Origin of the sequence: Serratia sp. FGI94, from assembly GCF_000330865.1 — a bacterium.
GTDB lineage: Bacteria > Pseudomonadota > Gammaproteobacteria > Enterobacterales > Enterobacteriaceae > Serratia_B > Serratia_B rubidaea.
Map to the genome: position 1 here is coordinate 2,904,335 of NC_020064.1, position 26,111 is coordinate 2,930,445.

Sequence of the window (26,111 nt, forward strand, 5' to 3'; positions counted from 1 at the left end):
GCCCGTATTATGATGTTTGACAATCTGGCGTCTCCTTGTGCCGGTGTAAACGATCTGAGGGCGACGCGCCGGCATGTGCGTCCGCCAGGCGGAATACCGACACCGCATCAGCCAGGGCGATCGCCTGCTCCTCCAGCCCGCTGGCGGCAGAGGCAGCCTGTACCACCAGCGCCGCGTTCTGTTGCGTCACCTGATCCATCTGCGTTACCGCCTGCGTCACCTGTTCAATACCGCGGCTTTGCTCATCGGACGCGGAGGCGATTTCCCCCATGATGTCGGTGACCCGCGTCACCGAACGTACGATGTCCTGCATGGTGTCGCCGGAGTGTTCCACCAGCGTCGAGCCCTGCCGCACCCGCCCGACCGATTCATCGATCAGGCCTTTAATCTCTTTTGCCGCCTGCGCGCTGCGCTGCGCCAGACTGCGCACTTCGCCGGCCACCACGGCGAAGCCGCGTCCCTGCTCACCGGCGCGCGCCGCCTCCACCGCCGCGTTAAGCGCCAGAATGTTGGTCTGGAAGGCGATGCCGTCGATCACGCCGGTAATGGCGCCGATCTTCTGCGAACTGCTGGCGATGGCGTGCATGGTGTTAACCACCTCGCCCGCCAGCTCGCCGCCTTTGGCGGCAATGGCCGAGGCGTCGCGCGCCAGCTGCGTGGCCTGGCGCGCATTGTCGGCATTCTGCTTCACCGTTGAGGTCAGTTGCTCCATGCTGGCGGCGGTTTCTTCCAGCGAGGCGGCCTGCTGTTCGGTCCGGGAGGAGAGGTCATTATTACCCTCCGCAATCTCCTGCAGGCCGATCAGCATGGCCTCCGTCCCGTCCTGCACCGCGCCGACGGTGTGGGTCAGCGACTGCTGCATCTGCCGCAGCCCGGCGAATAACGCGCTGATTTCATTGTTGCCCGTCACCACCACCGGCGTCGCCAGATCGCCGCCGGCGATGCGCTCAAAATGACGGCGCATGCTCTTCAGCGGCCCCAGCAGCACGCTTTGCTGCCACCAGATCGCGCAGCCGGCAACGACGAACAGCATCAGCACCGCCCCCGTCAGCATCCAACTGCCCAGGGTATAGGCCCGCTGATTGGTCTGCTGCGCCTGCGTCATCTCGCCGCCCAGCCGCTGCAGATAGTGGGTCAGTTCCGTTTCAAACTGCGTCTGGATCTGCTGCGTGGGCTGATCCATAAACGCCTGCAGGTTGCCGCTCGCCAGAAAACCGCTCAGTTCCAGCAGCGCAGCGTGCAGCTGTTGGTAACGCAGCGTCAGGCTGCGCGACCGCTCACCGGCAGGCACCAGCGCCTGAAACCGTCTGAAATCTCGCTCGGCGCTCTGCAGTGAACGGCGGGCGTCCTCCAGCAGGGCGTTCACCTGCTCCGCCGGCAACCGCAGCGCCGTGCGGGTACCGGCGCGGTTCAGGCTATTGCGCGCCTGCAGCAGCGCAACCCGGCTCATCGTCAGCACGTCGCGCTGCTGGCTCCCCTGCGTGATTGCCATAAAGCTGCGGCTGTCGGCGCGAAAGGCGCTGAACGACAGGCCTGTGCTGATCAGCTGCATCAGACAAAAACAGAACATCAGCAGATACAGGCTGATGGAAATACGGACTCGGTTAAACACGATGAATCTCCTTGCATCCATCCGACGACGGAACAGAGGCGCTCTCCCCGCGGCCGCCGCGCTGCAGCACGCGGCGGCCAGCGGATCGCAGAGTCAGAACGTTTCCCAGTTATCCTGCGTCTCACCGGCGCTGGCTTTACGCGGCGCGATGCTCGGGGCCGCCGGTTTGCTGATAACCGGCGCGCTGAAAGCTTGCTGCCCGCTGTCCCGCAGACGGAATACCGCGACGGAGCGCGTCAGCAGGCTGACCTGCTCCTCCAGCGCCGCGGCCGCAGAGGCAGACTCTTCCACCAGCGAGGCATTCTGCTGCGTCACGCGGTCCATCTCCGCCACCGCCTGGCCAACCTGGTCGATACCGCGGCTCTGCTCATCGGACGCAGAGGCGATTTCCCCCATGATGTCGGTGACGCGCGTCACCGCGTTGACAATATCTCCCATGGTTTCGCCGGCGCTTTCCACCAGCACCGAACCCATATCGACGCGGCTGACCGAGTCGTCAATCAGCCCTTTGATCTCTTTCGCCGCCTGCGCGCTGCGTTGCGCCAGGTTGCGGACTTCACCGGCGACCACCGCGAAACCGCGCCCTTGTTCACCGGCGCGCGCCGCCTCTACCGCCGCGTTAAGCGCCAGAATGTTGGTCTGGAAGGCAATGCCGTCGATAACGCCGGTAATATCGGCGATTTTCTGCGAACTGCCGGCGATGTCGTGCATGGTCTGCACCACGTCGGCCACCACCTTGCCGCCTTTCTGCGCGGTTTCGGAGGCGCTCAGCGCCAGCTGGCTGGCCTGACGTGCATTTTCCGCATTCTGTTTCACCGTGGCGGTCAGCTGCTCCATGCTGGCAGCGGTTTCTTCCAGCGAGGCTGCCTGTTGCTCGGTGCGGGAGGAGAGATCGTTATTGCCGGCGGCAATTTCCGACGCGCCGCTGTAGATGGCGTCCGCGCCCTGGCGCACGCCACTGACGGTGTTGGTCAGCTCCGCCTGCATATGTTGCAGGCTGGCGGCCAGCACGCCCATCTCATTGCGGCTGCTGACGTCGATCGACTGGGTCAGATCGCCGGCGGCAATGTGTTTGATATGTTCGATAATGCGATTGAGCGGACGCACCAGAATATGGTGAATGCCGGTCCACACCAGCACGATCGCCGCCAGCACCACCAGCAGCACGCTTGCCAGCGTCCAGATCGCCGAGCTATAGGAATGCTCGCTGGCTTCCACCGCGTCATGGTACAGCTCGCCATTTTTCAGCAGGTATGTGACATAGGCCTGTTCGAAGGCGTCCTGATAGCTTTGGGTCGGCTGGTCAAAGAAGGCGTTGATCTTGCCGTCGCTCAGCAGTTGAATCAGTTCCGACAGCGCGCCGTATAACACGCCATACTGCTGTTTCAGCTTTTCCGCATCCTGCCGGTCCTGGCGCTCGCCAAGCGGGACTTTTTCGTACGCGGCATAGCGCTGCTGCGCGTCGTCAAGCGCGCTGCGGGCCGATGCCAGCAGGTCCTGCACGCTGGCGCCGCTGCCGATTTTATTGGCGTCCATCATGTAGCGAATGCCCGCACGGTTCAGCGTGTTGCGGGCCTGCAGCAGGCTCACCCAGCTGCCGTTCAGCTCCGATTGCTGCTGTCGGATGGTCTGCAATACGGTGAAGTTTTCTTTATCACTCTTGAGCGAGGAGAAGAACAGCCCGCCGGAGATCAGCTGCAACGCACCAAACAACACCAGCACCAACAGCAGGCTGGTCACGACTTTCATACGATTAAACATGTGTCCCCTTCTTGGAATGCCACTCGGAAAAATCCCAAAACGTTATCTGTCTGGGTTATCGGCGGTACTAAAGAGAACTTTATGGTTGCGGGTAACTATTTTGTGTGAGCTGTCCGCCGCCGGCGCGGCGGCAGCCCGGCTCAGGCGCTTTTCACCACGCTGTCGACCAGCGACATCTCTTCGCTGCTCAGCAGCTTTTCAATATCCACCAGAATCAGCATCCGTTCGCCCAACGCCCCTAGCCCGGTCAGGTATTCGGTCGCCAGCGTAACGGCAAACTCCGGCGCCGGACGGATCTGCTCGGCGGTCAGCGACAGCACATCGGATACGCCGTCCACCACGATGCCCACCACCCGCTGGCTAAGGTTAAGCACGATCACCACGGTGTTTTCATCGTAAGACACATCCTGCTGGGCAAACTTCACCCGCAGATCGATAATCGGCACGATCACGCCGCGCAGGTTGGTGACTCCTTTAATAAACGCCGGCGTATTGGCGATACGCGTTACCTGGTCGTAACCGCGGATCTCCTGCACTTTCAGAATATCGATGCCGTACTCTTCATTACCCAGCGTAAAAATCAGGAACTCCTGTCCTACGGTTTCGCCAGCCATTTTGCTGACGGTTGCCAATCCAGCCATATTCATGCCCTATCCAAAGTCGGTTAACGAGTTACGCCGCCGCGTCTGGCAGCAGTTTTTCACGGTTCAGCGTCTGCAGCGCCGACACATCGACGATCAGCGCTACGCTGCCGTCGCCCAGAATGGTCGCTGCGGAAATGCCCGGCACCTTGCGGTAATTGCTTTCCAGGTTTTTCACCACGACCTGATGCTGGCCTATCAGCTGATCCACCAGCAGCGCGTAGCGCCGGCCGGCGCTTTGCAGAATCACTACGATGCCCTGCGTCGCTTCGGTTTTCGCCCCGGCGACGTCGAAGATGCGGTACAGTTCAACCAACGGCAGGTATTCGCCGCGCACCTGCAGCACCCGCTCACCGCCGGCCAGCGGATGCAGGTCTTCCGCCTGCGGCTGCAGCGACTCCATCACCGCGTTCAACGGCAGGATAAAGACCTCTTCATTGACCTTGACCGACATGCCGTCCAGGATCGCCAGCGTCAGCGGCAGCAAAATACGAATCGAGGTTCCCTTGGACGCCTGCGAATGGATTTCTACATGGCCGCCCATCTCCTGAATGTTTCTTTTCACCACATCCATGCCGACGCCGCGGCCGGAGACGTCGGTCACCTGCTCGGCGGTGGAAAAGCCCGGCGCGAAGATCAGCATGCCCACCTCTTCGTCGCTCATGCTGTCGCTGACCGCCAGCCCCTGCGCGGCCGCCTTGGCCAGGATTTTCTCCCGATTCAGCCCGGCGCCGTCATCGGTCACCTCAATGCAGATATTGCCGCCCTGATGCTCCGCCGACAGGATCAGGTTGCCAACCTCCGGCTTGCCCGCCGCCAGACGCGCCTGCGGATCCTCAATCCCGTGGTCCAGGCTGTTGCGCACCAGGTGGGTCAACGGATCGATAATGCGCTCTATCAGGCTCTTATCCAGCTCGGTGGAGCTGCCCTGCAGGGTTAACTCAACCCGTTTATTCAGCTTGCCGGCCAGGTCCCGCACCAGCCGCGGGAAGCGGCTGAACACGTACTCCATCGGCATCATGCGGATCGACATCACCGACTCCTGCAGATCGCGCGCGTTGCGCTCCAGCTGGCTCATGCTGTTAAGCAGGTCGCCGTGGGCAACCGGGTCCAGCGTGCCGGAACGCTGCGCCAGCATCGACTGAGTGATCACCAGCTCGCCGACCAGGTTGATCAGTTGGTCCACCTTTTCCACCGCCACGCGAATACTGCTGGACTCCGTTGCGGCCTTACTGCGCGGTTTCGGCGCTTCCACCGCCGGCGCGGCAACGTGCGGCGCCGGCTGAGCCGGTTCCGCTGTCGTTACGGCCTCGGCGGCGGCAAACGCGATCTGTTCCGGCTCCAGCACAAAACAGAGCACCGCGCTGATATCCTCTGCGCTGACCGACGTCAGCAGCGTCACCGACAGGCTGCTGTCGCTCTGCTGCGGATTACGTACTTCGCCGAGATTGCCCAGCTCCTCCAGCAGCAGCGGAATTTCGTTCGGTTTCAGATCGGTCAATGAGATATGCAGCCCGCCGTTGCCGGCCGCTGCAAGCGGCGGCGACGCTTCTGCGGTTGCTTCGACCTCGGCATCTGCGGTAACCGGCAGCGCGGGAGCGTCCTGTTGCGCTTCCAGCGCCAACTGCCGCAGCGCCTGACAGATGTAGGCAAAGCTGTCGGCATCGGGTTGTTGTGACGTTTTATAGGCGTCCAGTTGCTCCTGCATAATGTCTTTGGTTTCCAGAAACAGGTTGATAATCTCGGTGCTCAGGCTCATTTCCTGGCGCCGCGCGCTGTCCAGCAGGTTTTCCAACAAATGGGTGGTTTCCTGCAGGATGGTAAAACCGAAGGTGGCCGCCCCGCCTTTAATCGAATGGGCCGCGCGGAAAATGGCGTTCAGCGGTTCAATGTCCGGCGCCAGCGGATCCAGTTCCAGCAGGTGCTGCTCCATATCGGCCAGCAGTTCGTCTGCCTCATCAAAAAAAGTCTGATAAAAAGCGCTAATATCCATACTCACGGGATCACCTCTACTGTGAGACGCGGTGGGTTAGTCGATAGGCCTGCCGCCGGCGCCGGCGGGATGGCCGTCGTCGGCCCCTCCGGCGGAGGAACCGACGAGGTTGAAGCGTCCGTCGCTGACGGCAGAACCGCCGCGTCCCCTGCCGGCGGCGTCTGCGTCGCCGCTTCGGCAGAAACCGGAGAAAACGGTGCGGCAGGCTGCGGCGCCAGTTGCTTCAGCGCCTGCGGCTGACTGATTTCCGCCGCCTCGCTTTTCGCGTTTTCATGTTCGATTCCCTGCTGCGTTTGTTTGTTCAGCACCAGAATCGTGATGCGGCGGTTCATCGAATCATCCGCCCCGCGCTGCTTCAAACTCATGGTGGCGGCCATGCCCACCACGCGCAGCACCTTGCCTTCCGCCAGCCCACCGGCTATCAGCTCGCGTCGTGAGGCGTTGGCGCGGTCGGCAGACAGCTCCCAGTTACTGTAGTAACGCTCGCCGGTGGCGTATGGTAAGTCGTCGGTATGGCCCGACAGGCTGATTTTATTGGGTAAATCATTCAAAATTGGCGCAATAGCCCGCAAAATATCGCGCATATGGTTCTCAACCTGCGCGCTGCCGGTTTTGAACATCGGCCGGTTCTTGCCGTCGATAATCTGAATGCGCAGCCCCTCATCCATCAGGTTAATCAGCAGATGCGGCCGCAGTTCCCGCAGGCGCGGGTCGGACTCAATCAGTTGATCCAATCGCTCGCGCAGCTTGTTGAACCGACGCGCCTCCGCCTGCTGCTCGGCATCCGTCTGCTTTTTCACCAACCCGTCCTGCTGGGTGGGATCGTCACCGCCGCCAGGAATCGGGCTGCTTTCGGCGCTGCTCTTGTTGCCGCCGGTCAGGGCCACTTTCAGCGGCGTACGGAAATACTCGGCAATCTGCGTCAGTTCCTGCGGACTGGCGATGGCCAGCAGCCACATCACCAGAAAGAACGCCATCATCGCCGTCATAAAATCGGCGTAGGCAATCTTCCAGGAGCCGCCGTGATGCGCGTTATGATGCGCCTTGCGTTTGCGAACCAGAACGACCGGATGATTCTGCTTCATGCCTGCTCATCTTCCGCTGCCTGCTGCGCCGGCGCCCGCACCTGACGCACATGCTCCTCCAACTCCACAAAGGACGGACGCTCCGTGGTGTAGAGGGTTTTACGGCCGAATTCGACGGCGATTTGCGGCGCATAACCGTTCAGGCTGGAGAGCAGCGTGACCTTGATACATTGCATCATTTTGACGTTCTCCGCGCTCTTTTGCCGCAGCAGGGTGGCAAGCGGAGAAATAAAGCCGTAGGCCAGCAAGATCCCGAGGAACGTCCCCACCATCGCATTGGCGATCAGCGCTCCCAGCTCTGCCGCCGGCCGGTCGGCCGAGGCCAGCGCGTGCACCACGCCCATCACCGCGGCGACGATGCCGAACGCCGGCAGTGAGTCGCCGACCATCGCCAGGCTGCCTGCCGGCACCTCGCTTTCCTGCTCGAAGGTTTCAATCTCTTCATCCATCAGCGCTTCGATTTCAAACGCGTTCATATTGCCGCTCACCATCAGCCTTAAATAGTCGGTAATAAATTCCACTAAATGGTTATCGGCAAGAATGCGCGGATAATTAGAGAAAATTTCACTCTCCTGCGGGTTATCGATATCGAACTCCAGCGACAGCATGCCCTGCTGGCGCGATTTGGACAGCAGACGAAACAGCAGCGCCATCAGATCCATATATAGCGCTTTGTTATATTTTGAGCGACGCATCAGCGTCGGCATGGCGCGCAGCGTGGCCTTGATCGCTTTGCCGTTGTTACCGACGATAAACGCACCGACCCCGGCGCCACCGATAATCAGGAACTCCGCCGGCTGATACAGTGCACCAAGGTGGCCGCCCACGATCATGTAGCCGCCAAATACCGTGGCCAGAACCACTACGTAACCCAAAATAACTAACACACGCATTCCTTAATTAAACGAGGTGGATGGAGGACGGGAGTAACGCCAAACGCCATCGTAGCGGCGCAATAACCTGCGCCGACGGGAGCCGCCGGACTCCCCCTACGAATGGGTGATAAATTGATGCCGCAAGCCGGAAGAACCCCAGCTTACATTGCGCGTTTAACCGGCTCGTCCAGCAGTTGTGGAATAATATCGGCCAGCTGCGGCGAAAGTTTACGTCTTTTTACCGCGCGGGATGGGGGTTGGCATAAACTGCAGACAAAATTGTTCAGTGGCTGGTGCGCATGGGTGATAAACGTGCCGCCGCAGCAGCTGCAGGCGGAGAGCTGCAGCATATCACTGTCGACAAAGCGTACCAGCGTCCAGGCGCGGGTCAGCGCCAGCAACGGCGGCTCGCCCGGCTGCTGGGGGCACTGCTCCAGATACAACCGGTAGGCCTTGATGACCGCCTCGACGCCCGTACATTGTCCGCTTTTTAGCAGGAAGCAATAGGCGTTATAAAACATCGACGAATGGATGTTATGTTCCCAGGTCATAAACCAGTCGGTAGAGAACGGCAGCATGCCTTTCGGCGGCGGACTGCCGCGCAGTTCCTTGTACAACTTGATTAATCGGCCGCGACTGAGCTGCGTCTCGCTTTCCAGCATCTGCAGACGCGCCCCCAGAGCGATCAGTTCCATGGCGAGCTGGATATCCTTGGCTTCCTTGACAATACTCTTATCCGCCATCTTCAGGCCCTTTTCTTCATCGCGCCGTCCTGTTTCTCGGAAAGCTCTTGCAATAAATGGCTTGAAAGCAAAATCCCGGTATGGATCTGCTGCAGGTCATCGACACGCGACTCTTTCGTCAACTGCGTGATGGTTTGATGATCGTTAAAACGGAAATGGCACACCAGCTGGTTGGTTTCCGCCAGTTTGACCATTTGCGGCAAAGTTAATTGCGACAACGCGTCAGCCATATCCTCATCAATCCCCAGACGGAACATTGCCGAGGCTTTCTCATCATTAATCAAACGCTGCGCTAAAAGTAAGTACGACAAATTGATGTCGTATATATGTTTAAGTAATTCAGACGTACCCATATTTCCCATCCCGACAGACTATGTTTAAAAACATACGCTGGGTGATAATTTTATCGCCCGTGACTTGGGTTTTCTCGACGTTGGCAAATGAATCCCTGATCATCATCCGTGAAAAATACTGCCGATTTCGCACTCGCGGAGCGTCATTCAGTAAATGATTTGCACTCAAAATACATATGAATAGATATGCAACACCCCGTTTCTCTGCTCGCTGAATCACGGTGAAGCTTTTTTACAAGTTAATAAGATTATTCCTAAACAACAGCAACTCTACCCCTGAACCATTAGCACACACAACGCAGCTGTACGGCAATTTTAAATACAATGTGATCAAGATCACAAAAATGAACTGTTTTTGATCCAAATATTAGATAGCTAGCACTTTTTTTGCACAGCCGGGAGCACAAAAAAACGGCACAAGTAAAAAAACGTCTTAAAAGAGATGTTTATCAGCTAAAAAAATAGCTTTTTTAGATCAATTCGAACAAAAGCGTTACCAAAGCGAAATCACAGAACAAAAATCTGCATATCTCGGATAAATGCAGAGTAAATAGCTAGTTATGGGTAGGCAAACTATCAGCACGCTAAGAATTAGCCTTGTTAACTATAAGGCTACCTGCAGATGAGATAGCACAAAAAGTGCGGATTTCACTGCATCGCTATGCGGCGATAGAGAATAATCCCAGGAAAACGCCGAGCTTACGCCAGCCCAAAGTCAAGAGGTGTAACAAAGCATATCCCGTCGTTGTGCCCCCCCCCATAGAATAAAGTTATAAAATCCGTTAATCCTACTATCGGCACAGTTATTTAATCCCTTTAATTCTTTTTTTTACTCTCCGCGATAACAATTGTCCGCCGCAACATCGCCCGGATTAATAAATCGGCAGCGGATACCATATTATCTACGTCCGTTCTGTGAATGTTTTGCACCTATACCCTGCAGGAAAAAAGTCGTCTCACGTCAGCCAATGCGCCGGCACCAGTACGGTCATTAATTGGCGCAGAGACAATACGTCGTTTCCTTTAGTACCGGGGTCGACATGAGCGAACGTTTTTTACGCATCGTCTTTCCGTTGCGGTCCGTCATATCTGGCAGATATCACCCTGTGCCACCGGCACCATCCGAAAATAGTTTGCACATCATGCTGAAAATGCAGCCTACATAAGCCCGCCAGATTAAGACTAGGCTGAATTCATAGAAAATCACGCGTTGCCGCATTGCTGACAGCGCACAGGCATATTACTATTCTGGCGCTTATAGGCACCTGGCGCGTTATTTTTCACCGGTGCTCGTTTTTCACCATAGTTGTTACTGTTTAGTCTGTCGTCCATACACGACAACGGTGCGATCACTCTACATATGTGATTTTTTCCAATCACAACTATTAACAGGCTATATTTAAATCATGACAACGACCTTAGAATACCTGATGACATTCCGTAAATGTTCCAGCCTGGACAGCCTGGAAAAGGTGTATGACAAGCTGCACTACTCGATTGATAATGATACGGAAATGGGCAGTATGTACCGCGCAGCGGACCATCGGCGCGCCGAATTGGTTTCAGGCAAGCTGTTTGATTTGGGTAAAATTCCTAAAACATTATGGGCGCGCGTGCTTTAATTTTTCCCACCTATCATGACGCGCGCAACAGCATGTATCTTTATTGCTAAATAAAGGCTTTTTAGAAAATTTATTGTCGCGCGTGATGCAAAACACGGATATTTCCCCCATCTGCTTCTACGATTATTTATCAAGGCAATAGATGGAGAGAAAATATGGGATATCAAAAGGTACTGGTAGCCGTCGCCGTTGCCGCCGACAGCCAATTATTAGTGCAAAAAGCGATCTCCATCGTCCGCCCCTATAACGGACAAATCACGCTGCTCAGTATGGTGGCCAATCCGGAACTGTATAATAGTTTCGCCGGCCCGATGCTCGGCGATCTGCGCAATCTGATGGAAGAAGAGACCCGCCTGTTCCTGGAACAGCTCCGCCAACAGGCCGGCTATCCCATCGCCGATTTACTGGTGGTGCAGGGAGAGCTGGGAGACGGTCTGATTTACGCCAATCAGCAACGTTGTTTTGATCTGGTTATCTGTGGCAACCACAGCGACCACCTGATGAACAAACTGAGCTGCTCGGCCGCGCGGTTTATCGATGCCAGCCAGGCCGATGTGCTGATCGTACCGCTCTAACCAGCCGTCACCGCGCAGCACTTTACGTTGGTGGTTCCCTGCCGCCTCTGACTAGACTGAGTGCTGGTATTCACAGATCAGGAGCGCTCCATGTCTCAACCTTCGCCAGATAACCGCCGCATCGTGCTCGCTTCACGGCCACACGGCGAACCCACGTCGGAAAATTTACGCTTGGAAACGGCCGAAGTACCGCAGCCTGCCGCAGGCCAGGCGTTACTGCGCACCGTCTATTTGTCGCTCGACCCCTATATGCGCGGCCGGATGAGCGACGCACCGTCTTATGCTCCCCCGGTGGCAGTCGGCGACGTGATGGTCGCCGGTGCCGTATCACGGGTCGTCGCCTCGCAGCACCCGGACTTTACTCCCGGCGATTGGGTGCTGGGAAGTACGGGCTGGCAGGATTACTCGCTGACCGACGGCAGCAACGTGCGCAATCTTGGCGCGCAGCTGAAACATCCCTCACGCCTGCTGGGGGTTTTGGGCATGCCCGGTTTTACCGCCTATATGGGACTCCTGGATATCGGTCAGCCGCAGCCTGGTGAAACCGTGGTGGTCGCAGCCGCCAGCGGCGCGGTAGGTTCGGTTGTTGGCCAGGTGGCGAAACTGAAAGGCTGCCGCGTGGTCGGCATCGCCGGCGGCGCAGAGAAATGCCGCTATGTCCGAGAAGAGCTACAGTTTGACGAGTGTATCGATCACCGCGCCGACGATTTTGCCGGGCAGCTCGCCCAGGCCTGCCCAGACGGCATTGACGTTTATTTTGAAAACGTCGGCGGCGCGGTGTTTGACGCCGTCATGCCACTGCTGAACGCCAAAGCGCGCATCCCCGTCTGCGGTATTATCGCCCAATATAACGCCACTGACCTGCCCGACGGTCCGGACCGCCTGCCAGCGTTACAGGCGCTGATCCTGCGTAAGCGTATCCGCATGCAGGGGTTTATTATTTTTGACGACTACGCGCCGCGCTTCAACGAGTTCCTACAGCAAATGGAAACCTGGGTCGAACAGGGGCATATCAAATTCCGCGAAGATGTCATTGACGGCCTGGAAAACGCCCCGCAGGCCTTTATCGGCCTGCTCAAAGGAAAGAACTTCGGCAAACTGATCGTTCGCGTCGCTGTGGAATAACCCGTCCGTTACCGCCGGGGGAGTCTTTCCCCGGCGCCAAGGCTCAGATTTAACTCAACCCATTAGCTTCATTACAAGAAAAAACCCAGAAACTTGCCGTCGCGCCTCCGCAGCAAGTGTGTGTTTTATAACCAACAAACGTCTCCTCACCCCCATAAGAAATGAGATTTATCTGAAATAACATTCGATTAATTTATATATTTCTTTAGATTTATCATGTAAATGGTAAGGATAGAAAATCAGCGAAAAGTTAATTTTCGTTAAAAAATAGTTTTAATTAAGAGGGTTAAGAGACGCCTGACTCATTAGTTTTTGGTATTACCATTTAGCCAAAGCATACGCACGGGAAATGAGATGCATTTTAACTCGCTGTTTATATTGCATAAAAATAAAAAATTGCGTAAGTTAGCTTCACCAAAATGGGTTGAAGGCCATTATTTTGCAAATGCCTATAGCTATTGTAAACTGCAGCCAAACCCGTGGATCTGTAAAAATTGTTAAATATTTGGACAGCTAATCGTTCTGTTTGTGACAGGCACGCCCTCGGGATCGCGCGTTAATCCCGTGCGGTAGCTATGCCTGAACCGGCGAAAATATTAGGTGCCGCTTATCATTAAACAGAGTGCGGATTTATGCGCGCAACGCCCCTCAGTTGCCTGCCTGCGCGATGACTGTAGAGTTCGCTCGCCCGCTAATCATTAAGTAAAAGTCATCACATTAGCCGCTGTTTTCCAGCCTGATAAATAACGCGTAACCCGCAGCATGTGCGCTTTTCCGCCCCAAGCGGATACCGGAACAATGCTACGTATACGCACAATAATTTGATTTAGGGAACGTTACCTTTCAACGTCCCAACCTTTGCACGTATTTCTTGTGACGTAGCCTGATATCTATAAAACCTAACACGGGATTGTTTTGAGCGGTGCTGCGTGGCAGTGCGCAGATATCCACAGGAAGCCTTACACACACAATGAAAGCGACCATATTGTTACGCTACGGCGTCTCTCCCTGCCTGGGCCACCAGCAGGGCTTTTATCTTTGGGGAAGCCGCTATTTTTGCCCAGGTGAAAATGGCGGCTTCCCCGCGCCTGCAGCCCACTCCACCGCAGGGAAAACGCGACGTTCAGGCGCAGCCGTGTCACGGCGGGATGCTGACGGCCGTTTTTCCTGCCGGCCCCACGTTATCCCCCCGCCTGACTCTTTTACCTCGACAGAAATGCATCCGGACTGCTGCCGCGCCGCAGGCACACGCCCGCTGCCGCATCAACACGCTGCGGAACCAGTCCAGAACCATTTCCCTATGGCAACGCGCATCGTTCTCCGTCGTCCGCTTCGCCAATGCGCAGCCGCAGCGACGATGAACGTCGATCAACCACAGCGCTTCTCGCCGACAACAAGAGATATAAAGAGGATATTGTGAAAATACGGCTTACGATGACACTGCTTTCCACCCTGATCCTTGCCGGCTGTTCGACCCCGCCGCCGCCGCCGGTCATCAGTTCAGATACCCTGGTCACCAGCGAAGTCAACGGCGTGAAGCTGCAGCACCGTATGGCGATCGCCGCACCGAAACAGTTCAAACCGATTGATAAAGAGTACCGCAGCCTGTACGCCGCCAGCGTCATGACCAAGCCGGGTTACGGCGGCGCCACCGTGACGCGCCTCGACAACGCCGCATCCTTCTACGCGCTTGGCGAAGTGGAAAACGAGTGGCTGGCCATTTCCGCCGTGCGCGGCGGCGACCTGATGGGCTACATCCAGGGCAACGCCGGCGTGCCAGAAAACAAATATCGCTCCACCCTGCGCAACGACCGCCCTCGCCGCGCGCGCGCCGCCGCCAAACCGCAAAACTGCGTCCAGGTCGGCAGCGACGGCAAGGCCTGTAAAGACGCCAAATCGGCCACCTGGATCCTGGAGTAATCCCCTTCCGCTGGGAGTCATTGATAATGAAATCATCATTCGCCCCGCGGCAGTGGGGCCTTAGCCTGTTGATGCTGGGCGCGCTGCTGCTCAGCGGTTGCATGTCTTCGGCAAAAAGCGTCCCATCGCGCTACGGCCTGACGTTCGACGCTGCCCCGCAGGTCAATGCCAACGCCGGCCAGAGCCCCGCCCCGATCAAGGTGCGCGTGCTGCTGTTGCGCTCCGACGCGGAATTTATGGATGCCGACTTCTTCAGCCTGCAGAACGACGCCAAAAGCGTACTGGGCAACAGCCTGCAGGACAGCGACCAGTTTTTCCTGACGCCCGGCCAGACCGGCAAAAAGCTGAGCGGTCAGAGCACGCTGGAGACGCGCTATATCGGGGTGATCGCCGAATACCAGAACCTGGACGGCAAAGCCTGGCGCATTTCACTGCCGATGCCTGCCCCGACCGAAACCAATTTCTATAAGGTCTGGCAATTCTCGCCGGATGAGCTGCAGGCGCACGTTGTGGCCGATGTTAACGGTCTGCGCATCGTCAAGGACGAAGACTGATAATTTGGGACGGGCGCGCCCGTCCCCTACATAGGTGTGATGATGAAAGATGCTCATAAAGTGGTCTGGAGTGAAGGGATGTTTCTGCGTCCCCACCACTTCCAGCAGGCGGAAAACTACCTCGAGAGTTACGTACGTAACTGGGGACAGGCGCATAACGGGTGTTTCTGGGGCTTTTTGACCCTTGAGCTGGATCAGACCCTGCTGCGTCAGGGGAAAATAGCCCTGACCGCCGCCAGCGGCATTATGCCGGACGGCACGCCATTCCGCTTCAACGGCGCGCAGCAGGCGCCGGCCCCGCTGGCCATCGCCGAAAACAAAACCGGCGAAAACGTCGTTCTGGCATTGCCGACCTATCGAGCAGGTCGTGAAGACGTGATCTTCCAGGAGTCGCCGGACGCGCTAGCGCGCTATCTGGCTTATGAAAACGAAGTGGACGACCTGAACGCGGTCTCCGTCGGCAGCGCGGCGTTGCAGTTCGGCAACCTGCGCCTACGCCTGATGCTGGAAAGCGATCTGAACGCCGAATGGACCGCGATGACCGTCACCCGCGTGCTGGAAAAACGCGGCGACAACAGCCTGCGTCTGGAACCGGACCTGATTCCGCCGACGCTCAACTGTCAAAGCAGCCCGGTATTGAAAACCTTTATCAACGATCTGCAGGGCCTGCTGCAGCAGCGCAGTCAGCAGATGAGCCAGCGCCTGCTGCAGCCGGGCCGCGGCGGCAGTTCCGAAATGGTCGATTTTATGCTGCTGCAGTTGGTGAACCGCTATCTCGGTCAGGTCAGCCATGCCTGGCATCTGGAACATCTGCACCCGGAACGTCTGTTTGCCGAGTGGCTGCAGTTCGCTACCGAGCTGTCCAGCTTCTCACCGCAGCGCACGCCGGAAGGCCGCCTGCCGGTGTACGACCACGATAACCCGGCGCTGAGCTTCGGCAAGCTGATGCTGCTGCTGCGTCAGGGGCTGTCGGTGGTGCTGGAAGACAACGCCATCCAGCTCACCCTGGTCGAACGTTCGCACGGGCTGAACGTGGCGACGGTGCAGGACACCAAAATGATGCGCGACTTCGGCTTTGTGCTGGCGGTGCGCGCCGACGTCGCCGCCGACGTGCTGCTGACCCACTTCCCGGCGCAGATGAAAATCGCCCCGGTCACGCGCATCCGCGATCTGGTGCAGCTGCAGCTGCCGGGCATCGGCCTGCGCACCATGCCCGCCGCGCCGCGTCAGATCCCCTACCACGCCGGCTATACCTACTTCGAACTGGAGAAAGGCGGCGATCTGTGGAAGCAGATGGAAAAATCCAGCGCCTTCGCCCTGCATCTGGCAGGGGAGTTCCCGGGTCTGGACATGGAATTCTGGGCTATTCGCAGCCATACGGACCGATAAGCTATGACACAGGAAAACATCCAGGCCGCGCAGTGGGATAACCCGTTAGTGGCCGCCGCCAATCCGCTGCTGAATGCGATCTCGCAAATCCGGCAGTCGGCGACGCACGCCAATCCGGCGCAGCTGCGTCAGCAATTGATCGATGAGGTTCGTCGTTTCGAAGTGCGCGGTCAGCGCGCCAATCTGCCGTATGAAGTGATTATCGGCGCGCGCTACTGCCTGTGCACCGCGCTGGATGAAGCAGCCGCTCTCACCCCCTGGGGCAGCAACAGCGTCTGGTCAGGCAGCGGCCTGCTGGTGACCTTCCATAACGAGACCTGGGGCGGTGAAAAGTTCTTCCAACTGCTGGCCAAACTGTCGCAAAGTCCGCGCGAGCACATCAACCTGCTGGAGCTGGTCAACTACTGCCTGTTGCTGGGCTTTGAAGGCCGCTACCGGGTGATGGAGAACGGCCGTTCGCAGCTGGAAACCATGAAACAGCGCCTGCTGCAGCTGATTCGTTCGGTACGCGGCGGCTATGCGCCGCCGCTGTCGCCCAACGCGGTCGATCTGCCGGTGCAGCAAAAACTGTGGCGGCCGCTGGTGCCGCTGTGGGCCTGCGCGGCGCTGACCGGTTTTCTCGCCTCGCTGCTGTTTATCGTCCTCAACTGGCGTCTGGGCGATGCTACCAGCCCGGTGCTGGCTTCAATCTACCAGACCAACCTGCCGCAGGTGACGATCGGCAACCCGGCGCCGGCCGCGCCGCCGGTGCTGAGCCTGAAGAGCTTCCTGCGCAAAGAAATCGCCGAAGGTCTGGTGGTGGTGCGCGACGAAGCGCAGCAGAGCGTGGTAATCCTCAAAGGCGACGGGCTGTTTAACTCCGCCGCCACCAGCGTGCGCCCGGCGTACGTCCCGGTTATCGACCGCATCGCCAAGGCGATGAACGGCGTCAGCGGCAAGATTCTGGTGACCGGCTACAGCGACAGCCAGCCGATCCGCAGCGCCCGCTTCGCCTCGAACTGGGAACTGTCGCTGGCGCGCGCCGAAGCGGTTAGCGAACGGCTGCAAAAGCATCTTGATAACCCTCAGCGGGTGAAAGCGGAAGGCCGCGGCGAAAGTAATCCGGTCGCGCCGAATAACAGTAAAGAGAACCGTGCATTGAACCGCCGGGTTGAAATTACGCTGTTGGTTGCGCCAGAAAATACTCAGGCGGAAATCAACGGACTGCAGCAAGGAAACGGAAAGTAATGCTTAGTACGTTATTCTCCATCATCACCAGCCGCCTGTTATGGGGGTTTGCCGGCATCAGCGCCCTGGCGTTCATCATCTGGATGATCGGCCCGCTGGTGGCCATCGGCGATTACCGTCCGCTGGAGCCGGAACTGAACCGCATCATCACCATTGCGGTAATCTACCTGATTTGGGTACTGTGCCGCATTGTGCCGCGCATCTACAGCGCCTGGTTTAACCGCAAGCTGCTCAGCAACCTGCGCGCCAGCGAGCAGACGCCGGCCGATGACGCCGACGCCAAGGCGGAGCCACAGCAGGATCAGCTGCTGGCGCAGCGCTTTGACGAGGCCGCCCAACTGCTGAAAAAGGCGCGCTTTGCGCCCGGTCAGGGCGATAAACACCGCTGGATGACCCGCTTCAGCCGCCAGTATCTGTATCAACTGCCCTGGTACGTGATTATCGGCGCGCCGGGCGCCGGCAAGACCACCGCGCTGGTGAACTCCGGCCTGCACTTCCCGCTGGCGGACCGCTTTGGCAAATCCGCGCTGCGCGGCGTCGGCGGCACCCGCAACTGCGACTGGTGGTTCACCAACGACGCCGTGCTGCTGGACACCGCCGGCCGTTACACCACTCAGGAGAGCCAGCGGGAAGAAGACGCCGGCGAGTGGAAAAGCTTCGTCAACCTGCTGAAAAAGTACCGCACCCGCCAGCCGATTAACGGCGTGATGGTGACCATCAGCGTCGCCGATCTGATGACGGAAAGCGCCGAAGCGCGCAACGCGCAGGCCAGCGCGCTGCGTAAGCGACTGATTGAACTGCACGAACAGCTGGGCATCCACTTCCCGGTTTACGTGATGGTGACCAAAACCGACCTGCTCAACGGCTTTATGGCCTACTTCAGCGGCTTTGACAAAGCGCAGCGCGACCAGATCTGGGGGTTCACCTTCCCGTATGAGCGCTCACGTCAGTCCGACTTTAACCTCAGCGGCGAATTTGAGCAGCAGTATACGCTGCTGCAACAGCGTCTCGACGCGGCGCTGCCGGATACGCTGCTGGTCGAGCACGATGCGCGCCAGCGCTCAGAGAGCTATCTGTTCCCGCAGGAGTTCGCCGCACTGCGTCCGCTGCTGGCGCAGTACCTGGACGTGGTGTTCGCCACCTCCAGCTTTGAAACACGCTTCACGCCGCGCGGCATTTACTTTACCAGCGGCACCCAGGAAGGCCTGCCGTTCGACCGGGTGATGGGCGAGCTGAACCGCTATCTGCAGCTGCCGTCCAACGGCACACAAAGCAACGGCGGCCAGACCTCCTGGGACAGCGTCAACGACGAGGCGCCTATCCCGGCGGCCAAAGGGCAGAGCTTCTTCCTGAAAGAGACGCTGGAATCGGTGATCTTCCAGGAGTCCGGGCTAGCCGGCAGCAACCGCTGGTGGGAATACCGCAACCGCGCGCTGCACTGGGCCGGCTATATCGGCCTGGCGCTGGTGCTGACGATTCTGGGAATTTTCTGGTTCACCAGCTACGGCAACAACAAGGCCTACCTGGCCGAAGTCTCCGCCAAGGCGCCGTCCGTGGAGCGTCAGGGCCAAGGACTGACGCAGCTGGACTCCGGCGATATGTTCGCCCTGCTGCCGTTCCTGAACAGCGTGCTGCATCTGCCGGACAGCCAGAACTTCTCGCTGGACGATCCACCGTTTACTTACCGGATGGGGCTGTATCGCGGCGACCAGGTCAGCGACGCCAGCAACGCGCTGTACCAGAAAACGCTGAAAGAGCTGCTGTTGCCGCAGGTGGCGCAGCAGATCGCCACCACCCTGCGCAACGATAACCACGGCGATGCCGACTTCAGCTACGAAGCGCTGAAGGCTTACCAGATGCTGTATCTGCCGAAGCAGTACGACGGCAAATTCCTGCGCGCCTGGGTGATGCTCAACCTGCAGCGCAACCTGCCGCAGGGCAGTACCAAAAAACAGTTACAGCAATTGGAATGGCACCTGAGCCAACTGCTTGACGGCCAGATTCAGGCATCGCCTTACGCCAGGGACGAAGCGCTGGTCACCCAGGCGCAGGCCGCCATCAACCGCGCGCCGCTGTCGCAGCGCGTCTATGGCCGCCTGAAGCGCCTGCTGCTGAATCAGACCGAGATTAAACCGGTGCGTCTGGTGGATCTCGCCAGCCCGCAGACCGAGCTGGCGTTCTCGCGCAAAAGCGGCAAGCCGGTCACCGACGGCATCCCGGGCCTGTTTACCCCGCAGGGATACTGGAAGGCGTTCGACAGCAATATCGATAAAGTGACCGATACGCTGCGTCAGGAAGATGTCTGGGTGCTGAACACCCAGACGCCGGAGCAGAAAAGCGCCGACCTGACCAAGACCGTACGCCAGCTTTATATGCAGGATTTTATCGACGTCTGGGATGAGCTGCTGGGGGATATTCAGCTGGCCCATATCGGCAATCTGACGCAGCGCATCAGCAGCGCACGCCTGCTGTCCGGCAATCCGTCGCCGATGCGCAACCTGCTGGTCAACGTCGGTAAAAACGTTACGCTGCGGGAAGAAAAAGACGGTGAGGAAGCACGTTCGCTGGCGGATAAGGCCGGCGAATCCATCAACCAGAGCGCCAACCGTACGCTGGAGGCCCTGTTCACCAACCGGACGAACAACGCCGACGGCGACGTCTCCACCCAGCCGGAACAGGTGGTGATGGCGCACTTCGCGCCGCTGCTGGAGTTGACGCAGGGTCAGGGCGAAGGCAGCAAGGCGATTGTGTTTGACGGCGTGCTGAAACAGGTCGATGAGCTGTACAGCTATCTGACTGCGGTGCAGGGCGCGGCCAATAGCGGCATGTCCGCACCGCCGAGCGACGTGATCCCGCGCCTGCAGGCGGAGTCCGGCCGTTTGCCGACGCCGTTCAAACAGATGTTGTTGTCACTGGCGATCGGCGCCAGCAGCGATACCCAGCGTAAGGAGATGGAGAACGTAAAAAAGCGCATCAGCTTTGAGGTCGGCAGCTTCTGCCGGCAGGCGATAGCTGGCCGCTATCCCCTCTCCTCGCGCTCGCAGCGGGACGTAACGCCGGACGATCTGGCGCGCATGTTCGCCCCCAACAGCGGGCTGATGGACAGCTTCTTCCGCGAGAATCTGCAGGGCAAAGTAGACACCACCCGCGCCAACTGGCGTTTCACGCCGGGCGTCGATGGTAAAACCCTGCCGGGCGGCGAAGGTATTCTGCGTTCGTTTCAGCAGGCGCAGCGCATTCGCGATGCGTTTTTTGCCAACGGCACCGCCACGCCGTCTTACCGCGTGACGGTAAGGCCGGTGCGGATGGATAACGATATTCTCAATATGACGCTGGATATTGACGGGCAGCTGTTCAAATACAGCCATGGTCCGCTGGTGCCGCTGGTGGTCAGTTGGCCAGGCACCCGCAACACCAATCAGGTACACCTGCAGCTGGCGCTGGCGAACGGCACCACCGCCAGCCGGCTGACCAGCGGCCCCTGGGCGCTGAACCGGATGGTCGATATGGCAAGTCTGTCGGCCGGCGGCAGCAGCCTGAGCCGTCAGGCGACGTTCAACCTCGACGGCCATCGCGTCACGCTGGAATTCACCGCCAACAGTATCCGCAATCCGTTCCAGCTGCCGGCATTCTCCTGCCCGTAGCCCCGAAAGGACATTCATTACCATGAGCAACGACCAAAGCCCGACAGCGAGCATCGGCTGGTATGGAAAGATTCCCACCGCCGGTGATTTTTTACAGCGCCGCCTGCCCGACTTAGTGGTCAGTAACTGGGCCCAGTGGTTTCACAATGGCTTAGTCAGCCAGAAACAGAACTTGCCCGATAACGCCAGCAACCCGTTCAGCAATGCGCCGGTATGGAACTTCGTCATCCCCGCGACGCTCGGCAGCCAATATATCCAACTGGGCTGCCTGCTGCCGGCGCGCGACCGCGTAGGACGCCACTACCCGATCTGCGCCATCCGCCTGTTTACGCCGGAAGAGTGGCACATTCAGCAGTTGAACATGGCGGCAGAGTGGTACCGCCAACTGGGGCATACCCTGCTCAACGGCGTGCGCAACGGTTTTTCCGCCGAGCAGATCGACCACAGCCTGCTGAAGATACCGGCCTTGCCGACGCCGCCGGCAGAGAGCGAATCGGAAATTCTGTCGATTATCGGCTTCCGCCATCCGGATCTGCCGGGTCTCGGCTGGCAACAGGCCGCCGACTGCTTCGACCCGGCGCAGTACACCAGTTTCTGGTGGACCAATCAGTGCGACGGCCATCCGCTTTACACCCACGTGCACAGCGGCAACCTGACGGTGCAACTGTTCTCGCTGCTGTTCGAGCCTAACGGCTGGGCGCGCCCCGGCCGCGGCGGGCAATATCCGCAAATGTTTGATTAACGGCGTTTTCATTTATCTAGAGACTGAGTATGGCTATAGAAACTCTGCTGACCCCGATTGACGCGGATTCTCCCTGCGGCGACAACCTGGAGTATGACGCTGACTTTTTAGCGATGGAACAGGCCTGCGCCGGCAAGGCTGAACAGCAGTTCGGCGACACCATTATTCCGGCCGAGGCACCGGACTGGGTGCAGGTGGAACGCCTGGCGACCGCGCTGTTCGAGCGCACCAAGGATCTGCGCGTCATGCTGCCGCTGACTCGTGCTTGGGCGCAGCTGCGCGGCCTGCAAGGCTATGCGGACGGCCTGACGCTGATTCATCAGGCGCTGGACCGCTACTGGGAACCGCTGTTGCCGCTGCTGGAATTCGACGGCGAGGCGGATCCGCTGTTTCGTATTAACGTCCTGGCCGACCTTGGCGACAAGTCTGCCCTCACCAGTTGCGTACGCTCCGCCTGGCTGCTGAAAAGCGCTGCCGGCGAGATTACACTGCGCGACGCCTGCTCGCTGCTGGACGGCAGCAAACAGGAGTGCGCCTCCTTCCCCGGCGGTCGCGCCCGTCTGCAGGATGAGCTGGCCCAGCAGGAGCAGCCGGCGGTAACGCTGGTGCGCACCATCCTCCAGCAGCTGGCCGCCATTCGCGACATCGTGACCCGCCATCTGGGCGAGAGCGCGCTGCCGGAGATGCACAGCCTGCTGAAGATGTTCAACGTCATTGAGCAGGCCGGCGCTACGGCGCAGCCGGAGGTCGCCGCGCCGGAACCGCATGACGAGCAGCAAGCCGCAACCCCTGCCAGTGCTGGTGCCGTACCGACCACTGCGGCAGTGTTCAACTGGCGCAACGCGCAGATTCAGTCGCGCGACGATGCCCAATTGATGCTGGAAAAGGTAAAAAGCTATTTTCAACTGAATGAACCCAGCCATCCGGCGCCGCTGATGATTGACCGCGTGCAGCGCCTGATTACCCTGGACTTTATGCAAATTGTCCGCGACCTGGCGCCCGATGGTCTCAATCAACTGGAAACCATTCTTGGGCGCACTGATAACGACGACAATAACTGACGCTGAACCTCAGCTTGTCGTTTTTCGTTTCGACCACTATCGTTGCCTGTAGTCACAGACACAGGCCAGAATTTGAACGACGCCGTCAGCGATGGCAATCGTTCCTAATCGTCATTAGATGGAGTAACTCATGGCAAACTCGAAATCCCGCAGCGGACAGAAGTTCATCGCCCGCAACCGCGCGCCGCGCGTCCAGATTGAATATGATGTCGAAATCTACGGTGCAGAACGCAAAATTCAGCTGCCGTTTGTAATGGGTGTGATGGCGGATTTGGTCGGTAAACCGGTAGACCCGCAGCCGAGCGTCGACGAGCGCAAGTTCCTCGACATCGACATCGACAACTTCGACGAGCGTATGAAGTCGTTGAAGCCGCGCGTGGCCTACCAGGTAGACAATACCCTGACCGGTGAAGGGAAACTGAATATCGATCTGTCCTTTGAAAGCATGGACGATTTCTCCCCTGCCGCCATCGCCCGCAAAGTTGACTCACTGGACGGCCTGCTGGAAGCACGCACCCAGCTGTCCAACCTGCTTTCCTATATGGACGGTAAAAACGGCGCCGAAGAGCTGATCTCCCAGATCCTGCAAAATCCGGAGCTGTTGAAATCTCTGACTAACGCGCCGAAACCGGCAGAGCCAAAAGACGACAATAACGAGCGTGAGGATTAATTGATGAGCAACTCGCCTCAGCAACAACAAGCGTTACAAACCAGCGAAACCTTATCCAACGACGAGTTCAGCGCGCTGTTGAACAAAGAGTTTCGTCCGAAGACCGATCAGGCGAAAGAAGCCGTCGCCAACGCGGTGAAAACCCTGGCGCAGCAGGCGCTGGAAAACACCGTGACCGTATCCTCCGACGCTTACCGCACCATTCAGGCGTTGATCGCGGAGATTGACGAGAAGCTGTCGCAGCAAATCAACAAAATCATTCACCATGAAGATTTCCAGAAGCTGGAAGGCGCCTGGCACGGCCTGCACTATCTGGTCAACAACTCGGAAACCGACGAGCTGCTGAAAATCCGCTTTATGAGCATCTCGAAGAAAGAGCTGGGCCGCACGCTGAAGCGCCACAAGGGCGTGGGCTGGGACCAAAGCCCGATCTTCAAGAAAATCTATGAAGAAGAGTACGGCCAGTTCGGCGGCGAGCCGTTCGGCTGCCTGGTGGGCGACTACTACTTCGACCACAGCCCGCAGGACGTTGAACTGCTGGGCGAAATGGCCAAGATCAGCGCCGCGTCGCACTGCCCGTTCATCGCCGGCACCGCGCCAAGCGTGATGCAGATGGAATCCTGGCAGGAGCTGTCCAATCCGCGCGATCTGACCAAGATCTTCCAGAATACCGAATACGCCGCTTGGCGCAGCCTGCGCGAATCGGAAGACGCCCGCTACCTGGGCCTGGTGATGCCGCGCTTCCTGGCGCGCCTGCCTTACGGCATCCGCACCAACCCGGTTGACGAATTTGACTTCGAAGAAGATACCGACGGCGCGACGCACGGCAACTACACCTGGACCAACGCCGCCTATGCGATGGCGACCAACATCAACCGCTCCTTCAAAGAGTACGGCTGGTGTACCGCAATCCGCGGGGTGGAATCCGGCGGCGCCGTAGAGAACCTGCCGTGCCATACCTTCCCGAGCGACGACGGCGGCGTGGATATGAAGTGCCCGACCGAAATCGCCATCAGCGACCGTCGCGAGGCGGAACTGGCGAAAAACGGCTTTATGCCGCTGGTACACCGCAAGAACTCCGACTTTGCCGCCTTTATCGGCGCCCAGTCGCTGCAGAAGCCGGCGGAATACTACGACGCCGACGCCTCGGCCAACGCCCAGCTGTCCGCACGCCTGCCGTACCTGTTCGCCTGCTGCCGCTTTGCACATTACCTGAAGTGCATCGTGCGCGACAAAATCGGTTCCTTCCGCGAGCGCGACGATATGGAACGCTGGCTGAACGACTGGATCATGAACTACGTGGACGGCGACCCGGCCAACTCCTCGCAGGAAACCAAATCCCGCAAACCGCTGGCCGCGGCGGAAGTTCAGGTGGAAGAGATCGAAGACAACCCGGGCTACTACAGCGCCAAGTTCTTCCTGCGTCCGCATTACCAGCTGGAAGGCCTGACCGTTTCCCTGCGTCTGGTGTCGAAACTGCCTTCGCTGAAGAAAAACGACGCGTCCTGATGCGCCGATGACGGGCTGCGGTAATGCGCAGCCTGATTAATATAAGGATATTGTCTATGGGCACGAGGCCACGTTTTCTTGCAGCATGGGCTGCTGCAAAAAATATTTATGATCCCAATGATCCATTGGGAAAAGTGAAAAATACTATCGGTGGTGCTGTAAAGCGCAATTTCGATATCCCTGTAAATAAAGGCGGATGGGAAAACAGTTGTGCAGTAAGAATGAGTTACGTTCTTAACTACACGGGCCACCCCGTCCCCAGGATAGGTCAGTTAACCGTCTCTGGCGCAGATAAGAAATGGTATTTTTTTCGAGTCAGGGACTTGATTGCCTACCTTACCACTACATGGGGAAAGCCAGATTTAATAATGAGTTATCCGCAATTGCCTGTAACTCAACTGGCTAATAGGAAAGGGCTAATTCTATTCGAAATTACGGGTTGGAGTAACGCTGGTGGACACGCAACCTTTTGGAATGGCTCTCAGTGTTCCGATCATTGTTATTTTAATGAGGCTAGTGCTCAGTACTCGACCACACATGCTAACTTCTGGGAATTACCATGAGTAAGTTGATAATAACCAGTCTCACTACGGTCTTAATAAGTCTTTCCCTGCAATCATTTGCTAAAGATATCCAGGACCCGGTAGCATTTATCAAGAAAATGCCTTATCAGCAGGCGGTCAAAGAACTGGCATTATCCCGTTGTTTATCTCAGGTCTCTGATTCAGACAAAACTTTTTCTATTGACGCGGCCAGAACGGCTAATGCGATAAGAGACTGGATACCGTTTGATATAGAGTCTGGAGATGATAGAATCAACGCGCTTATTGATAAATTCAAGGCAAGAACCAATGAATTTCATAGCGAATCTGAAACAAACAGTCAGGGTGTCACCCTGAACTGCTTGCGGTTATATCACAGCCCTGAATTAGATGATTTGTCCCGCACGTTAATCGTCGGCAATCCAAATCATTCATGGGAAACAGATAATCCGCATAAGTAATTATTGA

General features: G+C 58.0%; 22 protein-coding genes. 14 read left to right on the forward strand and 8 right to left on the reverse strand.

What is annotated here, in order from left to right; translation table 11 throughout:
- Positions 1-7 precede the first annotated feature (7 nt).
- The 8 genes from D781_RS13235 to flhD all read right to left on the reverse strand — a co-directional run bounded on the left by D781_RS13235 (position 8) and on the right by flhD (position 9,063).
- The gene (locus D781_RS13235; protein WP_015672844.1) at positions 8-1,612 is read right to left on the reverse strand and encodes a methyl-accepting chemotaxis protein; all 1,605 of its coding nucleotides are present in this window, start codon (positions 1,610-1,612) and stop codon (positions 8-10) included.
- A 93-nt stretch (positions 1,613-1,705) separates the two neighbouring features.
- Entirely contained in the window at positions 1,706-3,373 is a 1,668-nt protein-coding gene (locus D781_RS13240) for a methyl-accepting chemotaxis protein (protein ID WP_015672845.1), read from the reverse strand.
- 140 nt (positions 3,374-3,513) lie between these two features.
- On the reverse strand, positions 3,514-4,014 hold the full coding sequence (cheW, locus tag D781_RS13245; RefSeq protein ID WP_041412142.1) for a chemotaxis protein CheW: 501 nt from the start codon (positions 4,012-4,014) through the stop codon (positions 3,514-3,516).
- A 31-nt stretch (positions 4,015-4,045) separates the two neighbouring features.
- A complete protein-coding gene (gene cheA, locus D781_RS13250; RefSeq protein ID WP_015672847.1) occupies positions 4,046-6,013 on the reverse strand; it encodes a chemotaxis protein CheA in 1,968 nt (655 codons plus the stop codon).
- Positions 6,010-7,092 (reverse strand): flagellar motor protein MotB, encoded by a 1,083-nt coding sequence (gene motB, locus D781_RS13255; RefSeq protein ID WP_015672848.1) that lies wholly within the window; start codon positions 7,090-7,092, stop codon positions 6,010-6,012. The genes cheA and motB overlap by 4 nt, the downstream gene beginning before the upstream one ends.
- A complete protein-coding gene (gene motA, locus D781_RS13260; protein ID WP_015672849.1) occupies positions 7,089-7,979 on the reverse strand; it encodes a flagellar motor stator protein MotA in 891 nt (296 codons plus the stop codon). Before motA ends, motB begins: the two co-directional genes overlap by 4 nt.
- Before the next feature lie 149 nt (positions 7,980-8,128).
- Positions 8,129-8,710, reverse strand: coding sequence for a flagellar transcriptional regulator FlhC (flhC, locus tag D781_RS13265; RefSeq protein ID WP_015672850.1), 582 nt, complete (start codon positions 8,708-8,710; stop codon positions 8,129-8,131).
- A gap of 2 nt (positions 8,711-8,712) precedes the next feature.
- A complete protein-coding gene (flhD, locus tag D781_RS13270) occupies positions 8,713-9,063 on the reverse strand; it encodes a flagellar transcriptional regulator FlhD (protein WP_015672851.1) in 351 nt (116 codons plus the stop codon).
- Positions 9,064-10,469: 1,406 nt separating this feature from the next.
- Here flhD and ydgT point away from each other — a divergent pair.
- From ydgT to D781_RS22820, 14 genes are all read left to right on the forward strand, one after another.
- Positions 10,470-10,685, forward strand: coding sequence for a transcription modulator YdgT (ydgT, locus tag D781_RS13275; protein ID WP_015672852.1), 216 nt, complete (start codon positions 10,470-10,472; stop codon positions 10,683-10,685).
- A gap of 155 nt (positions 10,686-10,840) precedes the next feature.
- Positions 10,841-11,260 carry a universal stress protein UspC gene (gene uspC / locus D781_RS13280; RefSeq protein ID WP_015672853.1) on the forward strand — a complete coding sequence of 140 codons (420 nt, stop codon included), beginning with the start codon at positions 10,841-10,843 and terminating at the stop codon, positions 11,258-11,260.
- A 90-nt stretch (positions 11,261-11,350) separates the two neighbouring features.
- Positions 11,351-12,385 (forward strand): NADP-dependent oxidoreductase, encoded by a 1,035-nt coding sequence (locus D781_RS13285; protein WP_015672854.1) that lies wholly within the window; start codon positions 11,351-11,353, stop codon positions 12,383-12,385.
- 1,416 nt (positions 12,386-13,801) lie between these two features.
- Positions 13,802-14,305: a type VI secretion system accessory protein TagV gene (gene tagV / locus D781_RS13290; protein ID WP_015672856.1), complete on the forward strand. Its 504-nt coding sequence runs from the start codon at positions 13,802-13,804 to the stop codon at positions 14,303-14,305.
- A gap of 26 nt (positions 14,306-14,331) precedes the next feature.
- Complete coding sequence (tssJ, locus tag D781_RS13295; protein WP_015672857.1) at positions 14,332-14,859, forward strand: type VI secretion system lipoprotein TssJ; 528 nt, start codon at positions 14,332-14,334, stop codon at positions 14,857-14,859.
- A gap of 42 nt (positions 14,860-14,901) precedes the next feature.
- Positions 14,902-16,248 (forward strand): type VI secretion system baseplate subunit TssK, encoded by a 1,347-nt coding sequence (gene tssK / locus D781_RS13300; protein ID WP_015672858.1) that lies wholly within the window; start codon positions 14,902-14,904, stop codon positions 16,246-16,248.
- A gap of 3 nt (positions 16,249-16,251) precedes the next feature.
- The gene (locus D781_RS13305) at positions 16,252-17,475 is read left to right on the forward strand and encodes a DotU family type VI secretion system protein (protein WP_015672859.1); all 1,224 of its coding nucleotides are present in this window, start codon (positions 16,252-16,254) and stop codon (positions 17,473-17,475) included.
- Positions 17,475-21,119 (forward strand): type VI secretion system membrane subunit TssM, encoded by a 3,645-nt coding sequence (tssM, locus tag D781_RS13310; RefSeq protein WP_015672860.1) that lies wholly within the window; start codon positions 17,475-17,477, stop codon positions 21,117-21,119. Before D781_RS13305 ends, tssM begins: the two co-directional genes overlap by 1 nt.
- A gap of 22 nt (positions 21,120-21,141) precedes the next feature.
- Positions 21,142-21,861: a type VI secretion system-associated protein TagF gene (gene tagF / locus D781_RS13315; RefSeq protein ID WP_015672861.1), complete on the forward strand. Its 720-nt coding sequence runs from the start codon at positions 21,142-21,144 to the stop codon at positions 21,859-21,861.
- A 29-nt stretch (positions 21,862-21,890) separates the two neighbouring features.
- Positions 21,891-22,922: a type VI secretion system protein TssA gene (gene tssA, locus D781_RS13320; protein ID WP_015672862.1), complete on the forward strand. Its 1,032-nt coding sequence runs from the start codon at positions 21,891-21,893 to the stop codon at positions 22,920-22,922.
- A gap of 130 nt (positions 22,923-23,052) precedes the next feature.
- Positions 23,053-23,592, forward strand: coding sequence for a type VI secretion system contractile sheath small subunit (gene tssB / locus D781_RS13325; RefSeq protein ID WP_015672863.1), 540 nt, complete (start codon positions 23,053-23,055; stop codon positions 23,590-23,592).
- A 3-nt stretch (positions 23,593-23,595) separates the two neighbouring features.
- Positions 23,596-25,101 (forward strand): type VI secretion system contractile sheath large subunit, encoded by a 1,506-nt coding sequence (tssC, locus tag D781_RS13330; protein WP_015672864.1) that lies wholly within the window; start codon positions 23,596-23,598, stop codon positions 25,099-25,101.
- A gap of 56 nt (positions 25,102-25,157) precedes the next feature.
- Complete coding sequence (locus D781_RS22815) at positions 25,158-25,664, forward strand: type VI secretion system amidase effector protein Tae4 (protein ID WP_071823834.1); 507 nt, start codon at positions 25,158-25,160, stop codon at positions 25,662-25,664.
- Positions 25,661-26,104, forward strand: coding sequence for a T6SS amidase immunity protein Tai4 family protein (locus D781_RS22820; RefSeq protein WP_015672866.1), 444 nt, complete (start codon positions 25,661-25,663; stop codon positions 26,102-26,104). Before D781_RS22815 ends, D781_RS22820 begins: the two co-directional genes overlap by 4 nt.
- Positions 26,105-26,111 lie beyond the last annotated feature (7 nt).